Here is a 15626-nt window from a genome sequence, read left to right as displayed (position 1 = left end):
TCGTCCGCCGCTAATCGAGCGAGCGGATCTCGTCAGCTGCTCGGCGAAGCGCCTCGGCCGGATCAGCGCCTTCCTCGACGACCTGATAGGCGACGACGTCGCGCAACTGGAGCACGGACTCCGGGTACCGAGGCCCGGTGAACTCCGGCGCCAGACGGTCGAACATCGCCTGCACGTTGGTCATCACCGGCTCGTTGCCGAACCACGGGTCGGGCGCGGTCAGGGCGTCGTCGGTGTAGACGTCATTGCGGAACGGGTCGAAGCCGAGGTCCGTGTACAACGACACCTGGGCGTCATAGGTGAGCTTGGCGAACTCGAGGAACGCCTTGGCCGCGTCGAGCTTGTCCTCGTCGATCTGCTGGGTGATCGCGGTCCCGGTGCCGCCGCCCATCGTGCTGATGAACCCGTCCGAGCTGAACTCCGGCAGCGGCCGGATGAGGATCTTGCCCTCGGTTTCGGGCATGAAGTCCTTGAAGCGCGTCACGTACCACAAGGGCATCCACACCGAGGCGTACTCGCCGTCGTTCAATGCTTGGTAGTAGGCCTCGCTGTGGTGCTGGCCGCCGGCGCTGGCCGTGGCGATCTCGTGCTCGTGCACCATGTCGGAGATGAGTTGCAGCGCCTCGATGTTCTCCGCGCTGTCCAGGATGAGTTCGTTGTTCTCGTCGTAGGTCCCACCGCCGTTCTGCAACATGGGGCCGAGCACGGAGAAGCGGTCGGTCGTCTCGATCGACGCCATCCAGGAATCGGTGTTCTCGACGACCTGCTGCCCGGCCGCGATGTAGTCGTCCCAGGTCACGATCGAGTCGACGTCGACGCCAGCCTCGCCGAGGATCTCGGAGTTGTAGTACATGACCCACGCGCCGAGGTGATAGTCGATGCCGTACTCGACGCCATCGGCCCGATACGGTGCGGTCCGTTCCTCGACCAGCTCGCTGCGGTGGTTGTCGATGATGTCGGTCAGCGGGTGCAGCGGGACTTCTCCGCGCAGGAACGTCGCGAAGCGCTGAATCTCGATGTCGACGATGTCCGGAGCGCCGGCGCCGGATTGGAGGGCCACCAGCAGCCGGTCGTGCATGTCCTCGAAGTCGGCGGTCGAGGCGTTCAGGATGATGTTGTACTCGTCGTTCTGCTCGTTGAACTCGTCCGCCCGCGCCTGCATGAAGTCGGTATGAGCGTCCACGAACGTCCAGAACTCGAGCTCGACGTCCTGGGGCCCGCCGCCGGGCGCCCCACCGCCTCCGTCGGCGGCGGAGCCGTCGTCACCTGACCCACAGCCTGCGGCAACGAGCAGTCCGGCGATCAGGACTGCCCCCCATCGAAACCGAGGGCGACCGATGTTTGTGATCGCTAACATGCTCGATCCTCTCGACGTTGAGTCTGGTCTGACCGGGAGCGCAGTTCGCTGCGGAGGGAAGCTGCACGACCTCCGTCCGACGACACGGATGCCATCCGATCCGTCGGACAGGTCGAAGCTAGCCGTGACGTACGTCACGGTCAAGACATCTGATAAGTCTTGTTACCCCTTCGTTACGCTTGTGGCACTAGCTTGCGGTTTCCGTCGAGACAACCGGCCCGTCACGCCGACTTGAGCTGGCGTGGCGCCATCACCGATGAGCTCGGAGGTGAGCAACCTATCTGATATGTTTCGCGCATCGATGTGCCGTGGGTGAGTTCGAGCGGCCGATCCTCGGCGAAGCGCGACGCTGGTCATTCCGAATCCGAGCTCGCCGATCAGCTTCAGGTCAGCAGGCTCACGGTGCATGAAGCGGCCAGGTCACTCCCGGCACGTGGACTCATCGAAGCCCGTCAGGTCCGTCCAGAAAGAGAGGGACTCATGGAACGTCGGAGCATCATCACGAGGCTGGTCGCTCGTATCGAGTCGGCCCGCACCTCCACTGCACGGAAGCGCCCTGGTGGGGGAAGGGTGAGAGCCGGCAACCGTCGCGCGCAGTGTGTTGCGGCGGTCGCAGTCGGCTGCAGTCTTCTCCTGGCCGGAGCCGTCGCCCCAGCCGCCGCGGACACCACCGACGACCTTGACCTCGGCCCTCAGGTGACACGAACGGACGAGGGACCGACCGGGTACTCCGTCACGTTCCGATACAAGGCACCCGACGATGTCGAGCAGGTGCGGATCTGGGGAGAATGGCAGTTCTCCAGCGTCGAGTCCCTCGTCAACACCGGCACCTCAGACGGCCGCATGGGATGGGACTGGCGGCCGGGCGACACTGTGGCCGCTGCCGGTCCCGGGTTCTTTCCCGCGTTCCCGGCGTCGGACATGGCGCTGGGCGAGGACGGCGTCTGGACCTGGACGACGCCGCTGCCGTCCGGGATGCACTCCTACCGCTTCGTCCATGACTGCGGGGGGCCTGCGGGGATCGACGGCTGCACGTATCACTACGATCCGGCGAATCCGCCGTGGTCGGCTGGGCTGACCCCCACGGGCGCCCAGACACTCAGCACCGTCTTCGTGCCGGAGCACCCGGACTTCCCGACCTACGACAACCGCAACCATGCACCGACGCCGCCAGAGCTCACGGGGACGTTCGAGCATCGCGAGTACGTCTCGCCGACGTCGACGAATCCGCCGGGCACGCACCACCTCGTCGCGTACTTGCCTGCCGGTTACGACGCCAACCGTCCAGTGCCCTATCCCACGCTCTATCTGAGCCACGGCTTCGGGGGCAACGAATCTCACTTCTTCGTGCAGGCTCTCGCCAACTACATCATGGAGAACCTCGTCGCCGGCGGCCAGGTGCAGCCGATGGTCATCGTCACGACCAACTTCAACGGGATCCCTGAGGGCGACGCAGGCTATGCGCGGGACCTGATCGAGAACGTCATCCCGTTCATCGAGCGGGAGTACAACGTGTCCACGCTCCCGGAGGACAGGGCGTTCGGCGGGCAGTCGATGGGTGGGCAGCGAGGCATCGCCCTGCTGTACAACTACACACCCGCCTTCCATTACTACGGCCTGTGGGCAGCCGCTGGGGGCGGCAATCCCGACGCGACTCAGGTCGAGAACATGAGAGGTGTGCGCGGCGGTATCCACATGGGCACGGGTCTGCAGGACTTCGTCGGCAACATCGGCCCGAACTCGATAGCGCGGGCGGCGACCTTGCGGAGCCATGGCCTGGACGTCGTGGAACACAACGTGGACGGCACCCATACCTGGGTTGCCGCCCGTCCGCTCCTCGAGGATTTCCTGAAGCGCGTCGTCTTCCGCACCACGGAGACGTCCCTGTCGGTCGAGACCCGCGGCAACAGGGTCACCCATGTCTCCGCCACGGTCGAACCGCTGGGCACCAGCCAGGCGGTTCCGACCGGGCTCGTGGAGTTCCGCCGTGGTGACACGGTCCTCGGCGTCGCCAAGCTGAACCCCCGCGGCACCGCCCGCCTACGCCCGCCCTCTCACCCGCACCATCCCGCGTCTGCGGAGGGCATCGAGGCCCATTACTTGGGCGACGATCTCTTCAACGGCTCTGCCAGCGGGCCCACGGGATGATGCTCGCCGCCTGAGGTCACCCAGTCCCCATGATCATCGAGAGTTGACACGGCTATGACCGGGGCAACTCTTGATGATCATGGGGAGACCGGGGTACCCGACCAGGCGCCGTGCACGGCGCGGTCCGCGAAGTGGCAGGCGACGTGGTGCTGCGGCAGCGACGACGGCTCGAGAACGGGCTCGTCCTGAGAGCACACTTCTGCCGCCAGCGGGCAGCGCGTGTGGAAGCGGCATCCCGGCGGCGGGTCGATCGGCGACGGCGGTTCGCCCGACTCCGGTAGCCGCGCCGTCCCGCCGCTCTCCCAGGGGAACAGATCGGGTACCGAGTCCAGCAGCATCTGCGTGTACGGGTGCGTCGGGCGCGCGAACACCTGCGCCGTCGGCCCGGACTCGACGATCTTGCCGAGGTACATCACCGCGACGCGCTCGCATAGATGACGTACCACCGACAGATCGTGGGAGATGAAGAGGATCCCGAGGCCGAGTCGGCGCCGGAGGTCGTCGAGCAGGTTCAGCACCTGTGCCTGGACGGAGACGTCGAGGGCGGAGACCGCCTCGTCGGCGATCAGCAGCCGAGGCTCGACGCTCAGCGCCCGGGCGATGCTGATGCGCTGGAGCTGTCCGCCGGAGAACTCCGACGGCTTGCGCTCGGCATGTCGGGGATCGAGGCCGACCATCGTCAGCAGTTCGGCGATCCGCTCGTTCCACCGGCTGCGGTCGAGCAGCGAGGGATGGGCCCGCCATCCCTCGCTGAGCAGCTCACGCACCGTCATCTGGTCGTTCAGCGACGAGTACGGGTCCTGGAAGATCAGCTGGGCCTGCTGCCGAGCGTCTCGCCTGGCCTTGCGGGGCAGGCCGGCCACGCTCTGCCCGCAGACCTCCACCGTCCCCGATGCGATCCGCTCGAGCCCCACCACGGCCCGCGCCATGGTGGATTTCCCGCAGCCGGACTCTCCGACGAGGCCGACGGCCTCGCCGGCACCGACGTCGAGGGTGACGCCGTCCACCGCGTGCACCTCCGGCCGCCCGCGCCGGAACAGCCGCCCCGGCAGGCGGTACGTACAGACCACGTCAGTCGCGCGTAGTGCCAAGGATCTCTCGGTGGACACCGTCGTGCACCTCCTCCGCGTAGTGGCATGCCGCGGCGCGTCCTTCTCCGACCTCGTGCATGACCGGCTTCTCCTCGCTGCAGCGTTCGGTGGCCAGCGGGCAGCGGGGATGGAACGGGCACCCTGACACCGGCTCGGCCGGGTGCGGCGGACTGCCCGGGATGGGCTGCAGGTCGCGCTGGTCCTGGGCCACCCGGGGCACCGAGCGCAGCAGGCCGACGGTGTAGGGGTGGGCGGGGCGCTCGTAGATCGGCCGGATCGGGCCACGCTCCATCACCTGGCCGGCGTAGAGGATGTATACCCGCCGCGCGTAGGAGGCCACCACCGCCAGGTCGTGGCTGATGAGCAGGGTCCCCGCGCCCGTTTCGCTGGCCAGGCGGTCCAGCAGCTCCATCACGTGCGCCTGGACTGTCACGTCCAGGGCGGTGGTGGGCTCGTCCGCGAGCACGAGCTTCGGGTTGAGCGCGAGCGCCATCGCGATGACGACGCGCTGGCGCATACCGCCCGACAGCTGCTGCGGATACTGCCGCGCGCGACGCTCGGGGTCCGGGATCTTGACCATCTTCAGCAAGTCGACGGCCTTGCGCCGCGCCTCGCGGCCGGAGAGCCCTTGATGGTGGACGAACAGCTCGGCGAGCTGCTTGCCGATCGTGAGGACCGGGTTCAGGGCGGTCAGCGGGTCCTGGAAGACCATCGACATCTTCCGGCCGCGAATCGGCCCGAGCGCATTGTCGTCCGTCACGTCGAGGGGTGCGCCGAGGAACCGCACGGTCCCCCCGGTGACCTCACCCACGCCGTCCGGGAGCAGACCCATCAGCGCGAAGCCGATGGTGCTCTTGCCGCTTCCCGACTCGCCGACGAGCGCGACCGTCTCCCCTCGCCCGACGTCGAAGGAGACGTCGCGCACCGCCTGAACCAGCTTCCCTCCGCTGCGGTAGGCGACCTCGAGGTTGCTCACCTCGAGGGCGGCGACCTCGTCCTCGACCGCGGCGACCGGTGTCCGGGACCGTTCCGAGCGCGTACTCATGCTTCCCGCCCGACCGGCACGAAGTCCGGCTGGTTGTTCGCCGCGGGCTCGAGCCCCCGGATGTCGTCGCGGACGCCGTAGGTGGCGAGCATCTGGAGCGGGAAGATCCCCACCGCGTCATCCCAGATGATTTTGCATGCCTGGGCGTAGAGCTCGGCGCGCTGATCCTGGTCGGTCACAGCCCGAGCCTGCTCGAGGACCGTGTCGAGCTCCGGGTTGGAGTAGCCGATCCGGTTGGCGTCCGTCGTGTACAGGCGCCCGAGGCTGTAGTCGGCGTCGCCGGTGGCGGTCGCGGCGTTCTGAAGGTTCATGTCCCAGTCCAGGGCGAGGAGCCGGTCGAGCCACTGCGCCTGTTCCAGTTCCTGCAGCTCGACCGACACCCCGATCTCGTTCCAATAGGAGGCGAAGGTCTCGGCCATCGCTCGCGCCTGCGGGGCGACTCCCTGCGCCCACATCACGTGCGTGGAGAACCCGTCCGGTAGTCCTGCGTCGGCCAGGAGCCGGCGCGCTTCATCGGGGTCGTACGGGTAGGGCTCCTGCGGCGCGTAACCGAAGACCGACGACGTGATCGGCGCGGTCGCCACCTCGGCACTGTCGCCGAACAGGTCGCCCACCATCTGCTCGATGTCGATGGCCATCCACATCGCGCGCCGCACCCGTGCGTCGCCGAACGGCTCCCTGCTGGCGTTGAACCAGTTGAAGTAGTTGATGAAGCTCGGCACCGAGACGACGTCGATGGTGGGGTCGTACATCTCCTCGATCTGGTCCGGCGGAATGGACCACGTGAGGTCCACCTCGCCGGTCCGCAGGGCGGTGAGGCGGGTGGAGCTCTCGGGGATGAAGGGCAGTTCCAGCCGCGAGGAAGCCGGTGTGCCTCCCCAGTACCCCTCCACGGCGCGCAGGTGCAGGTGGTCCGAAGCTGTGAAGGACTCCACCTCGAACGGGCCGCTGCCGACCGGGGCGGCGAAGAAGCTCTCGTCGCCGATCTTGTCGGCTGGGGCGATGGCGAGCAGGGAGAGGTTCGCCAGCATGGTGCCCAGCGGGGTGGTGGTTCTGATGGTCACGGTCTTGTCATCGGTGGCCTCGACGCTCTCCAGCGCACCCCACAGCGCCGCCTGCGGGGTCTCGCCCGCCGCGATGCTCTCGATGCTGGCCTTGACGTCCGCGGCAGTCACCGGGCTGCCGTCGTGGAAGGCGACGTCGCCCAGCGAGAAGACCCAGGTGTGCTCGTCGGGCTGGGACCATTCGGTCGCCAGACTCGGCCGGATCCCCTCCCCGTCGTGCACGACGAGCGTGTCGAAGATCAGCTTCGCGGCCATCAGCGTGGCCTGCTCGACGTTCGCGGAGCCGAACGGGTTCAGGTCGAGGATCGGACGGTCGAACGCGGCCCTGATGACGGACTCGCCGTCACCCCCACCGGCCCGCTGCATCCCGCACGATCCGAGGACCAGGGAGCCGGTGCCCGCGCCGACGAGGGCGAGGAATCGTCGTCTGGTCACCCGGCGCAGCGGTGGCCCCGCGCGGTTATCCGTAGGCATCTCTCTCTCCTTCGAGCGAGCGGCGTCTGGTTTAGGGCACCTGCGCGGTGCCTCACATGGTCTGGTCTGCCCTCTTGCCGTTGTCCGTGGCCATGCCGGTGGCGATGACGAGACACACCAGCGCGATTCCGGGGATGGCGGCGATCCACCACGCCGAGGACAGGTAGTCGCGCCCGTTGGCGATGATCGAACCCCAGGAGGCCTGGTCCAGCGGCACCCCGAGCCCGAGGAAGCTCAGCGAGGCCTCGGCGATGATCATCAGTCCCACCTGAACCGTCGCGGCCACCGCGACCGGGCCGAGCACCCGAGGGAGCACGTAACGGGTGATGATCGAGAGGTCGGAGACACCGAGCACCCGCGCGCCGTCGACCGCTTCGCTCCTGCTCGCGACGAGGGCGGAGGCTCGCACCACGCGGGCGAAGATCACCCACCGGGTGATCGCCAGGGTCAGGATCACGTTGGTGACGCTGGGACCGAGGACGCCGGCGATGAGGATCGCGAGCAGGATGCTCGGGAAGGCGAGCTGGATGTCGCCCAGCCGCATGATCACCGAGTCGCCCCAGCGGCCGTAGTACCCGGCGATGAGCCCGAGGACGAGCCCTATTGCCCCGGCCACCAGGATGGTCGTGGCGGCGATGAGCATCGAGATCCGCGAGCCGGCGATGACCTGCGCGGCGATGGAACGCCCCACCTGGTCGGTCCCGAGCCAGCTCACCGAACCGTCGCTCAGCGTCGACCCCGGAGGCTGGAGCCTGTCGATCGTGCTGGTCGACGTCGAGTCGTAGGGAACCAACAGCGGCCCTACCAGCGCGATCAGGACGTACGCCCCGATGACACCCCAGGCGAACCATTTCGCGCTCGGTACCCGGCGACGGCGAACCCGGTTCGCCGTCGCGGGCAGCGGTTGTGCGGACACTGGGCCTCCTCAGGGGTTCTTGAACCGGACGCGCGGGTCCAGGTAGCTGTAAAGGAGGTCGACCACCAGGTTCATCACGACGTACAGAGCCGTGATGACGAGGACCGCGGCCTGGACGACGGAGTAGTCGCGGTAGGTGATGGCCTCGATCATCAGTCGTCCCACGCCGGGCCAGGCGAACACCTGCTCGACGATGACAGCGCTACCGATGAAGACTCCGAGCAGAAGCCCGATCACGGTGATCACCGGGATCAACGTGTTGCGGACCACGTGGCCGTAGAAGATGCGACGGCTCGGCAAGCCGTTCGCCTTGGCGGTGCGCACGTAGTGACGGTCCAGCTCTTCCATCACCGAGTTGCGCACCGAGCGGGTGAGCCACCCCACGTACGGCAGCGCCAACGCCACCGCCGGCATGATCAAGCTCTGCGGCGACGTGAACCCGGACGACGGAAGCAGCCGGAAGGACGCCGAGAAGATGATCACCAGTACGATCCCGACCCAGAACTGCGGCATCCCCTGGAAGGCGAGGGAGACCGTGCTGATGGCCCGGCCGGCCAGGCTCCGGGGCCGGCGTGCGGAGACCACGCCCAGCGGGAACCCGATGGCGATGGTGAGGAGCATCGCGGTGATGGCCAGGGTCATCGTCGCCGGGAGCCGGTCGACGGCGGCCTCCATGGCCGGCACGTGCAGCCGGACGGATTCTCCGAAGTCCATCCGGACCGCGTCCGCCAGGTAGGTCACGTACTGGACCATCAGCGGCTCGTCGTACCCGAGGTCGCGGCTCAGTGCCTCGACCTGCTCCGCCGAGGCGGTGGGTCCGAGAAGCAGTGCGGCCGGATCACCCGGGACCAACCGGACGACCAGGAAGATGATCGTGAGTGCTCCCCACAACACGAGCACGGCCTGCCCGATGCGCCGAAGGACGAGCGGCCCCATGATCAGCCGACTGTCTCCGGGACCTTGTGCGGCCCCAGATAGGCGTTGTCCTCGAGCAGCTGGCGCTGCAGCGCCGCGATGTCAACGTGCCGCGGCTGCACGCCGGCCTTCACCGCCAGCGCCGCCGCCGTCCCCGCGGCCTGGCCCATCGCGAAGGAGGGTGGCATCACCCTGATCGCGGCCAGCGCCTCGTGCGTGGCGGACACGCTGCGGCCGGCCACCAGCACCCCGTCGAGGTCCTTCGGCACCAGACTCCGGTATGGCATTTCGTACACGTTGGCGGTGGGGTCCTCCTCGAGCCTTCCGCCGGCGTCGACCGGGCTGTGGATGTCGATCGGGTAGCCGCAGGTGCCGATGACGTCGTCGAAATGGCGGCCGGTCTCGAGATCGTCGGCGGTCAGCGTGTATTCACCGACGATGCGGCGCGTCTCGCGCACACCGATGGTCGCGGCGGTGTCGAGCAACGTCGCCTCGGCGAACCCGGGGATACGGCGGCGCAGGAACGCCATGAGGTCGTGGACCTGCTCCCGCCCCTCGATCTCCGCCGTGGTCAGGTCGGCCACGTCGACGCCGCTCACCCCGAGGACGCGGGTGGTGTTGATGCGCCAGACCCCCGGCCGCAGCGTCTTGTACAGGCCGATCCCCTTGCGCGGGATGGTGAACTCGCCGGCACGACGTGCCTCCTCGACGATCGAGGCGAACGGGCGACGCTCCTGGGCGGTGGTGACGTAGTCGTCGACTGCGGCGTCGTCGACACCCGCCACCCGGAAGAACAACGTCATCGGCTGGGCGAGTCCGTCCTCGTCGCGGCCGTACACCGTCTCGCCGCCGGCCCGCGCCACCACGTCCGCGTCCGCCGAGCAGTCGACGACGACCGTGGCGTCGATCGCCTCGACCCCGGACTTGCTCGCGATGAAGACACCCGTGACGGCGTTGCCCTCGACCCGCGACTCGATCACGGTGGTGTGGAGCAGGACCTCGGCCCCGGCCTCGCGCAGCATCTGCAGGCCCGTGACCTTGACGGCCTCGGGCTCGAACGGGGTGACCTTGTCGTGGCCGTAGGTGATGTACCCGCAGTACGGGCTGTTCGCGGGAACCTTGGACGGGTGGATCGCCTGGCCCTGTTCCTCCATCCGCAGGATCATCTCCTCGAAGACCCCGCGGATGAGCTGAGTGCTGCCGTCCAGGCTGTACGACGTCATGCACGGGCCGACGAGCCCGGCGGTGAGGTTCCCGCCGACGTAGCCGAACCGTTCGACCAGCATGGTCGTGGCCCCGCTGCGGGCGGCGCTGATGGCGGCGGCCAGGCCGGACGGGCCACTGCCGACGACGAGGACGTCGACGCTGGCACGCACGGGGGCGTCGAGGTGAAGAGCGACGGACTGAGGCACGGTGCTCCTTTCGCAACCCGGTCGGTTGCATGCGTGGGGTTCAGAGGGGCCGCGAAGGGCTCGCCGCCGGCGCGTTCTCGGAGGTGTTCGGCGCAGCGACGGTCTTGCCGACGTTGACGTGACACGGCAGTTTCAGGGTTTGCGGCGCGACCGAGGGGTCGCTGATCAGCTCGACGAGAAGGCGGACCGCCGCCACGCCGATCTCCTGGTAGGGCATGCCGAAACCCGACCAGGAGCGCTTGCGGGCACGGGGCAGCGACATGTCGCCGAGCACGGCGATGGACAGATCGCCCGGCACGTTCAGGCCGAGCTCCTTCACCGACCGGAACACCCGGGGCGCGTCGTCAGGCGTCTCGATGACCAACGCCGTGACGCCGCTACTCACCTGTTCGGCGATGAGCGGCCCGAGGTCGGCATCCGCGGCCGGCCTGCGCACGGACCCGTCGAGAGACAGCTCGGCCCGGGCGGTCTCCCACCCGGCGAAGCGATCGAGGTTGGGTTCCTCCGGTCGCTCCACGCCGATGTACAGCAGCTGGCGGTGCCCCAGATCGTGGAGGCGCCGGGTGACGTCGTAGGTGGCGCTCTCGTAGTCCGCCGTGACCCAGGAGATGTCGGCGCCGTGGATCTCACGGCGACCGATGTAGACGAAGGGATACCCCTCCCGGGCGAGACGCGCGACCTCGTCCCGCTTCTCCCCCCGGCCGAGGAGGATGCTGCCGTCGGCGATCCCGAGCTGGTTGACGCCGTCGGCGTAGATGCTGCGCGACCGCCCCTCGCCGCTGGCGCTCGTGAACAGCAGCAGGTTCTGCTGCAGCTGCTCCGCCTCCGCCTCGATGCCCAGGAGGAACGGGTAGTACTGGTCCAGCCCGGCGATCGGGAACGTGGGCTCGTAGGTGAAGACCCCCAGGATCCGGTTCTTGCCCCCGGCCAGCCGGCGGGCCGCCGGGTTGGCCGAGTAGCCGAAATCGCCGCTCAGCTCCAGGATCTTGCGCCGGGTCTCCTCGGAGATCCGGGTCGTCGTGCGGTTGGACAGGACCATCGAGACGGTCGCCTGGGACACGCCGGCGGCCTTGGCGATGTCGGCCTGCCGAGGCCGGGCCCGGCCCTTCTGGTCCTTCGACCGCAATGCTCCTCCTCGAGCTGGCCACGACGGCGTCGCCGACTGCTTATGCCCATAACCTAGCAATTCACAGCGAGGTGTCAATGCGCATAAGCAAGGTCGTTCGGAACGTCGGCGCCGCCCCGGCGCTGACGTTCTGAGGAGTCTGTGAGATCCGCCGGCGACACTGCCGGCATGACCGCGGTGCATGCGTTCGGCGGCCGTGACCTGGCCCGCACCGGCCGGTCGTGGCCCGGGCTCGACGTGGACCTCGTCCGCTGGCGGGCAGCCGAGGGGACCACCGGGGTCACCGAGCGCGCCGACCACCTGCTGTTCGTGACCCTCTCCGGGAGCGCCGGCCGCACGATCGCGACCACCGACGACGGCCGCTACGACGGCAGCGACCACCCCGGGGCGGTCACGTTCGTCCCGGCCCGGCACCGGCGCCGCTCCTACTACGGCGGCGGCCTCACCGAATACGTCGCGCTGAGGCTGTGCCCGCACGAGGTCGCATCCGTGCTCGGCTCCGAACCGGGCCGGCTGGAGTTCCGCGGCTTCACCCACCGGCCGGACCCCGTCGTCCACGCGCTGTCGGCGGCGCTGCGCGACGAGCTGCGCAGCGGCGGCGCGACCGGCCGGCTGTACGGGGACAGCATCGCCACCACCCTGAGCGTGCACCTGGCGCACAGGTACTCGAACCTGGTCCGCCCCGACCGCGGACGGGCCCAGCCCCTGACCGGCCCGGCGCTTCGCCGGCTGCTGGACTACATCGATGCCCACCTCGGCGACGACCTGCGCATCCGCACGCTCGCCGAGGTCGCCCGGGTGTCTCCGCGGCACATCAGCCGGGCGTTCGTGGCCGGGACCGGCCTGCCACCACACCGGTACGTGACCGAGCGCCGGCTGGAACGGGCCGCGCGGCTGCTGCGCGCCCCCGACGGCCCGCCCATCGGCGAGATCGCCGGCCACGTCGGGCTGTCCAGTCAGAGCCATCTGACCACGGCGTTCCGCCGCCGCTTCGGCGTCACGCCGCTGACCTACCGCCGCGAGGCCGCCCGCTGACCGTCCCGCGATCGACAGGCGGTCTCTACCCGTCCAGGGATGTCAGCGCCTTGTCGATCACCGGGCTGGCAAGGATGTGCAAGACCGCGGGATCCGCCCGGGTCCTCTTCCGTCACTATCTCGACTCCGGCGGCAACTTCGTCAACACCGCCGACGGCTATGCCGACGGCCGCAGCGAGGAGCTGCTCGGGACGTTCGTCGAGGAGACCAACTCGCGAGACCGGGTGGTGCTGGCCACGAAGTTCACCGGCGCCATTGAGCCCGGCAACCCCAACGCCACCGGCAACGGCCGCAAGAACCTACTGAGCTCGCTGAACGCCTCGCTGTGCCGGCTGCGCACCGACTACGTGGGCCCGCCGGAGCTGTACCAGCCCTACATCCTGTTCGACCCGGACGTGGTCGGCGCGATCGCCACCCCGGGCTTCGAGGTGCGTGGGTTCTCGTGACGTCCTGCGCGTCGGGGCACCTCACTCGCGCGGCGGCCGCAGGATCGGCCGGAACGGGCGCGGTGCGTCCGCGCGGCGCAGGAGGTGTGCCCTGGCGCGGCAGGTCAGCCGCGATTGTCGCCGGGCGGAAGTTCGGGGTCGGTGTAGGGGTGCAGGTCCAGCACGTTCGTACGATCTCCGGTCGTTCGGCCCTGGCGGAGTGGGCCGTCCGGGCCGATCCTTGCTACACGACGCATGCCCATCACCGGATCGGAGCCAATCCGTGCCCACCTCCATCGCCGTCGGTGTCGACGGCTCGGCCGCCAGCGGCATCGCCCTGGACTGGGCCGCCGCCGAGGCCCGCCGCCGCCCTGATGCCGGTCTTCGACCCCACCGCCCTCACCCGCATCTCCGAAGCCGAGCACGAGAAGGCCGTCGCCACGGTCCAGGCGACGGTCGACCAGGCAGTGCGCGACACCGGCTCGGACGTGACGGTCACCACCCGCGTCGAAGCCGGGCACCCCGCCACGGTGCTGGTCGAGGCCGGCCGTGACGCCGCGTTGACGGTGGTCGGGTCGCGTGGCCGCGGCGAGTTTCGCAGCGTGGTCCTGGGCTCGGTCAGCCGCTCGGTCCTGCAGCACGCGAGCCGTCCGGTGGCGGTGGTCCGCTCGGACTGAGCCGGGGTGGCTTGACCCCGCCGTCCGGCGCGGGTGAGGATCGCTGTCCGGTCGGGTCCGACGGACCAGGCCGGCTCCGGTCCCGAACCGGCCGAGCCACCGTCGCCCAGTGAGGACCACGATGAGCTCCACCCCCCGCCACGCGCTGGTGATCCGGGGCGGCTGGGAGGGGCATTCGCCCGTCGCCGCCACCGACCTGTTCGTGCCGTTCCTGAGCACGTCCGGCTACGACGTCCGGGTCGAGGAATCCCTGGACGTCCTCACCGACGCCGCCGTGATGGCAGGCACCGACCTCGTCGTCCAGTGCTGGACCATGGGCAGCATCAGCCAGGAGCAGCTGGCCGGGCTCACCGCGGCGGTGCGTGCCGGTACCGGCCTGGCCGGCTGGCACGGCGGCATCGCCGACGCCTTCCGCGCCTCATCGGACTACCTGCACCTGGTGGGCGGACAGTTCGCCGCGCACCCCGGCAAGCCAGCGGCCGAGTGCACACCCGGCGCGGCGGAGAACAACTTCCTCCCGCACCGGATCACCATCCGGCCCGAACGCGCCGACCACCCGATCGTGGCGGGGCTCGACGACTTCGACCTGGTGACCGAGCAGTACTGGGTGCTCACCGACGAGTACAACGACGTCCTCGCCACCACCACCCATCCCGCCCGCGACGACCAGCCGTGGCACCGCGAGGTCACCTGCCCGGCGGTGTGGACCCGCGACTGGGGCCAGGGCCGGGTGTTCGTGGCCACGCCGGGACACCAGCCGTCGGTGTTGGAACACCCTGCCGTGCGCACCATCGTCGAGCGAGGACTGCTGTGGGCGAGCCGGTAGGAGTAGGCATCGTCGGTCTGGGCGCCATCTCCGGGCAGTACCTGCGCGCTCTGGACGAGCTGACGACGCTGCGGCTGGTCGCCGTCGCCGACCTCGACGCTGAGCGTGCCCGGGCCGTCGCCGCCGAGCACGACGGCGTGCTGGCTTGTGCCGCCGACGACCTCCTCGCCCACCCGGGCATCGACGTCGTCGTCAACCTCACCACGCCGGCCGCGCACGCTCCGGTCGCGCTCGCGGCCGTCGCTGCCGGCAAGGCCGTCTACAACGAGAAGCCGCTGGCCGCCACCGTCGCCGACGGACGCGAGATCCTGCGGGCCGCCGAGCGGGCCGAGGTGCGCGTCGGCGGCGCACCGGACACCGTGCTCGGCACCGGAGTGCAGACCGCGCGGCACGCCATCGACGCCGGGCTCATCGGGACACCGACCGCAGCCACCGCGACTTTCCTGTCCGCCGGTCACGAACGCTGGCATCCGAACCCGGACTTCTACTACGCGCCCGGCGGCGGGCCCTTGCTTGACATGGGCCCGTACTACGTCAGCACCCTCGTGACACTGCTCGGGCCGGTCGTCTCGGTGGTCGGCCGGGGCAGCACCTCACGGCCCGCCCGCACCATCGGCAGCGGGCCCCGGGCCGGCGAGCAGGTCCCGGTCCACGTCCTGACGCACGTCACCGGGATCCTCACCCACGCCTCGGGCGCGTTGTCGACCATCACGATGAGCTTCGACGCCACCGCCACCCTGGCTCCGCCGATCGAGGTCCACGGCCTCGAAGGCTCGCTCGCCGTCCCGGACCCGAACCGGTTCGACGGCGACGTGCATCACCGGCGGCTGGGGAGCACCGACTGGGGGACGCTGCCCGTCGCGGCCGGATACACCACCGGCGGCCGCGGCCTCGGCGTCGCGGAGCTGATGACAGCACCGTCGGCGGCCGAAGCGCGGGCCGGCGGCCGGCTCGCCCTGCACGTGTTGGACATCATGGAGTCGGTCCTGGAATCGGCCGGGGACGGCGCGGCCCGCGAGATCGCCAACCCGGCCGAGCGGCCGGCGGCAGTACCACTGGCCGCGGAGCCCACCGCCCCATGATCATCAAGGGTTGACCCGGTCATGGCCGGATCA

At 69.5% G+C, this 15626-nt stretch carries 14 protein-coding genes; 6 read left to right on the top strand and 8 right to left on the bottom strand.

Annotation, left to right across the window (positions count from 1 at the left end; genetic code table 11):
• Positions 1 to 10: 10 nt before the first annotated feature.
• Positions 11 to 1162, bottom strand: a complete 1152-nt coding sequence (locus JIAGA_RS0107530; protein WP_051425832.1) for an ABC transporter substrate-binding protein — start codon at positions 1160 to 1162, stop codon at positions 11 to 13.
• A gap of 891 nt (positions 1163 to 2053) precedes the next feature.
• Between JIAGA_RS0107530 and JIAGA_RS0107525 the strand changes: the two genes are divergently transcribed.
• Positions 2054 to 3505: an Ig-like domain repeat protein gene (locus JIAGA_RS0107525; RefSeq protein WP_026875191.1), complete on the top strand. Its 1452-nt coding sequence runs from the start codon at positions 2054 to 2056 to the stop codon at positions 3503 to 3505.
• 77 nt (positions 3506 to 3582) lie between these two features.
• Here the strand turns inward: JIAGA_RS0107525 and JIAGA_RS0107520 are convergent, their stop codons facing one another.
• Genes JIAGA_RS0107520 through JIAGA_RS0107490 form a run of 7 tightly spaced genes read right to left on the bottom strand, consistent with a single transcriptional unit; the run spans position 3583 to position 11548 of the window.
• Positions 3583 to 4614, bottom strand: coding sequence for an ABC transporter ATP-binding protein (locus tag JIAGA_RS0107520; RefSeq protein WP_051425831.1), 1032 nt, complete (start codon positions 4612 to 4614; stop codon positions 3583 to 3585).
• Positions 4577 to 5641, bottom strand: a complete 1065-nt coding sequence (locus JIAGA_RS0107515; protein WP_026875189.1) for an ABC transporter ATP-binding protein — start codon at positions 5639 to 5641, stop codon at positions 4577 to 4579. Before JIAGA_RS0107515 ends, JIAGA_RS0107520 begins: the two co-directional genes overlap by 38 nt.
• Entirely contained in the window at positions 5638 to 7179 is a 1542-nt protein-coding gene (locus tag JIAGA_RS0107510) for an ABC transporter substrate-binding protein (protein ID WP_026875188.1), read from the bottom strand. Before JIAGA_RS0107510 ends, JIAGA_RS0107515 begins: the two co-directional genes overlap by 4 nt.
• A 52-nt stretch (positions 7180 to 7231) precedes the next feature.
• A complete protein-coding gene (locus JIAGA_RS0107505; protein WP_026875187.1) occupies positions 7232 to 8095 on the bottom strand; it encodes an ABC transporter permease in 864 nt (287 codons plus the stop codon).
• A gap of 9 nt (positions 8096 to 8104) precedes the next feature.
• Positions 8105 to 9031 carry an ABC transporter permease gene (locus tag JIAGA_RS0107500; protein WP_026875186.1) on the bottom strand — a complete coding sequence of 309 codons (927 nt, stop codon included), beginning with the start codon at positions 9029 to 9031 and terminating at the stop codon, positions 8105 to 8107.
• 2 nt (positions 9032 to 9033) lie between these two features.
• On the bottom strand, positions 9034 to 10422 hold the full coding sequence (locus JIAGA_RS0107495) for an FAD-dependent oxidoreductase (protein WP_051425829.1): 1389 nt from the start codon (positions 10420 to 10422) through the stop codon (positions 9034 to 9036).
• Between the two features lie 40 nt (positions 10423 to 10462).
• Positions 10463 to 11548 (bottom strand): LacI family DNA-binding transcriptional regulator, encoded by a 1086-nt coding sequence (locus JIAGA_RS0107490; protein WP_026875184.1) that lies wholly within the window; start codon positions 11546 to 11548, stop codon positions 10463 to 10465.
• 168 nt (positions 11549 to 11716) lie between these two features.
• Here JIAGA_RS0107490 and JIAGA_RS35895 point away from each other — a divergent pair, with 168 nt between their 5' ends.
• The 5 genes from JIAGA_RS35895 to JIAGA_RS0107465 all read left to right on the top strand — a co-directional run bounded on the left by JIAGA_RS35895 (position 11717) and on the right by JIAGA_RS0107465 (position 15593).
• Positions 11717 to 12583 carry a helix-turn-helix domain-containing protein gene (locus JIAGA_RS35895; protein ID WP_051425828.1) on the top strand — a complete coding sequence of 289 codons (867 nt, stop codon included), beginning with the start codon at positions 11717 to 11719 and terminating at the stop codon, positions 12581 to 12583.
• A gap of 74 nt (positions 12584 to 12657) precedes the next feature.
• Complete coding sequence (locus tag JIAGA_RS0107480; protein WP_026875183.1) at positions 12658 to 13029, top strand: aldo/keto reductase; 372 nt, start codon at positions 12658 to 12660, stop codon at positions 13027 to 13029.
• A gap of 353 nt (positions 13030 to 13382) precedes the next feature.
• Positions 13383 to 13685 carry a universal stress protein gene (locus JIAGA_RS28200; protein WP_051425827.1) on the top strand — a complete coding sequence of 101 codons (303 nt, stop codon included), beginning with the start codon at positions 13383 to 13385 and terminating at the stop codon, positions 13683 to 13685.
• A gap of 121 nt (positions 13686 to 13806) precedes the next feature.
• Positions 13807 to 14511, top strand: coding sequence for a ThuA domain-containing protein (locus JIAGA_RS0107470; protein WP_035812227.1), 705 nt, complete (start codon positions 13807 to 13809; stop codon positions 14509 to 14511).
• Positions 14496 to 15593, top strand: coding sequence for a Gfo/Idh/MocA family protein (locus JIAGA_RS0107465; protein WP_026875181.1), 1098 nt, complete (start codon positions 14496 to 14498; stop codon positions 15591 to 15593). Before JIAGA_RS0107470 ends, JIAGA_RS0107465 begins: the two co-directional genes overlap by 16 nt.
• Positions 15594 to 15626 lie beyond the last annotated feature (33 nt).

The organism is Jiangella gansuensis DSM 44835, assembly GCF_000515395.1.
GTDB classification, from domain to species: Bacteria; Actinomycetota; Actinomycetes; order Jiangellales; family Jiangellaceae; genus Jiangella; species Jiangella gansuensis.
This window is presented reverse-complemented; position numbering and strand designations above follow the sequence as displayed.

Coding starts and splice junctions, on each gene's coding strand:
- JIAGA_RS28200 (WP_051425827.1), top strand. CDS start 13,383: ATGCCGGTCTTCGACCCCACCGCCCTCACCCGCATCTCCGAAGCCGAG.
- JIAGA_RS0107510 (WP_026875188.1), bottom strand. CDS start 7,179: ATGCCTACGGATAACCGCGCGGGGCCACCGCTGCGCCGGGTGACCAGA.
- JIAGA_RS0107515 (WP_026875189.1), bottom strand. CDS start 5,641: ATGAGTACGCGCTCGGAACGGTCCCGGACACCGGTCGCCGCGGTCGAG.
- JIAGA_RS0107470 (WP_035812227.1), top strand. CDS start 13,807: ATGAGCTCCACCCCCCGCCACGCGCTGGTGATCCGGGGCGGCTGGGAG.
- JIAGA_RS0107530 (WP_051425832.1), bottom strand. CDS start 1,162: ATGCAGGCGCGGGCGGACGAGTTCAACGAGCAGAACGACGAGTACAAC.
- JIAGA_RS35895 (WP_051425828.1), top strand. CDS start 11,717: ATGACCGCGGTGCATGCGTTCGGCGGCCGTGACCTGGCCCGCACCGGC.
- JIAGA_RS0107500 (WP_026875186.1), bottom strand. CDS start 9,031: ATGGGGCCGCTCGTCCTTCGGCGCATCGGGCAGGCCGTGCTCGTGTTG.
- JIAGA_RS0107480 (WP_026875183.1), top strand. CDS start 12,658: ATGTGCAAGACCGCGGGATCCGCCCGGGTCCTCTTCCGTCACTATCTC.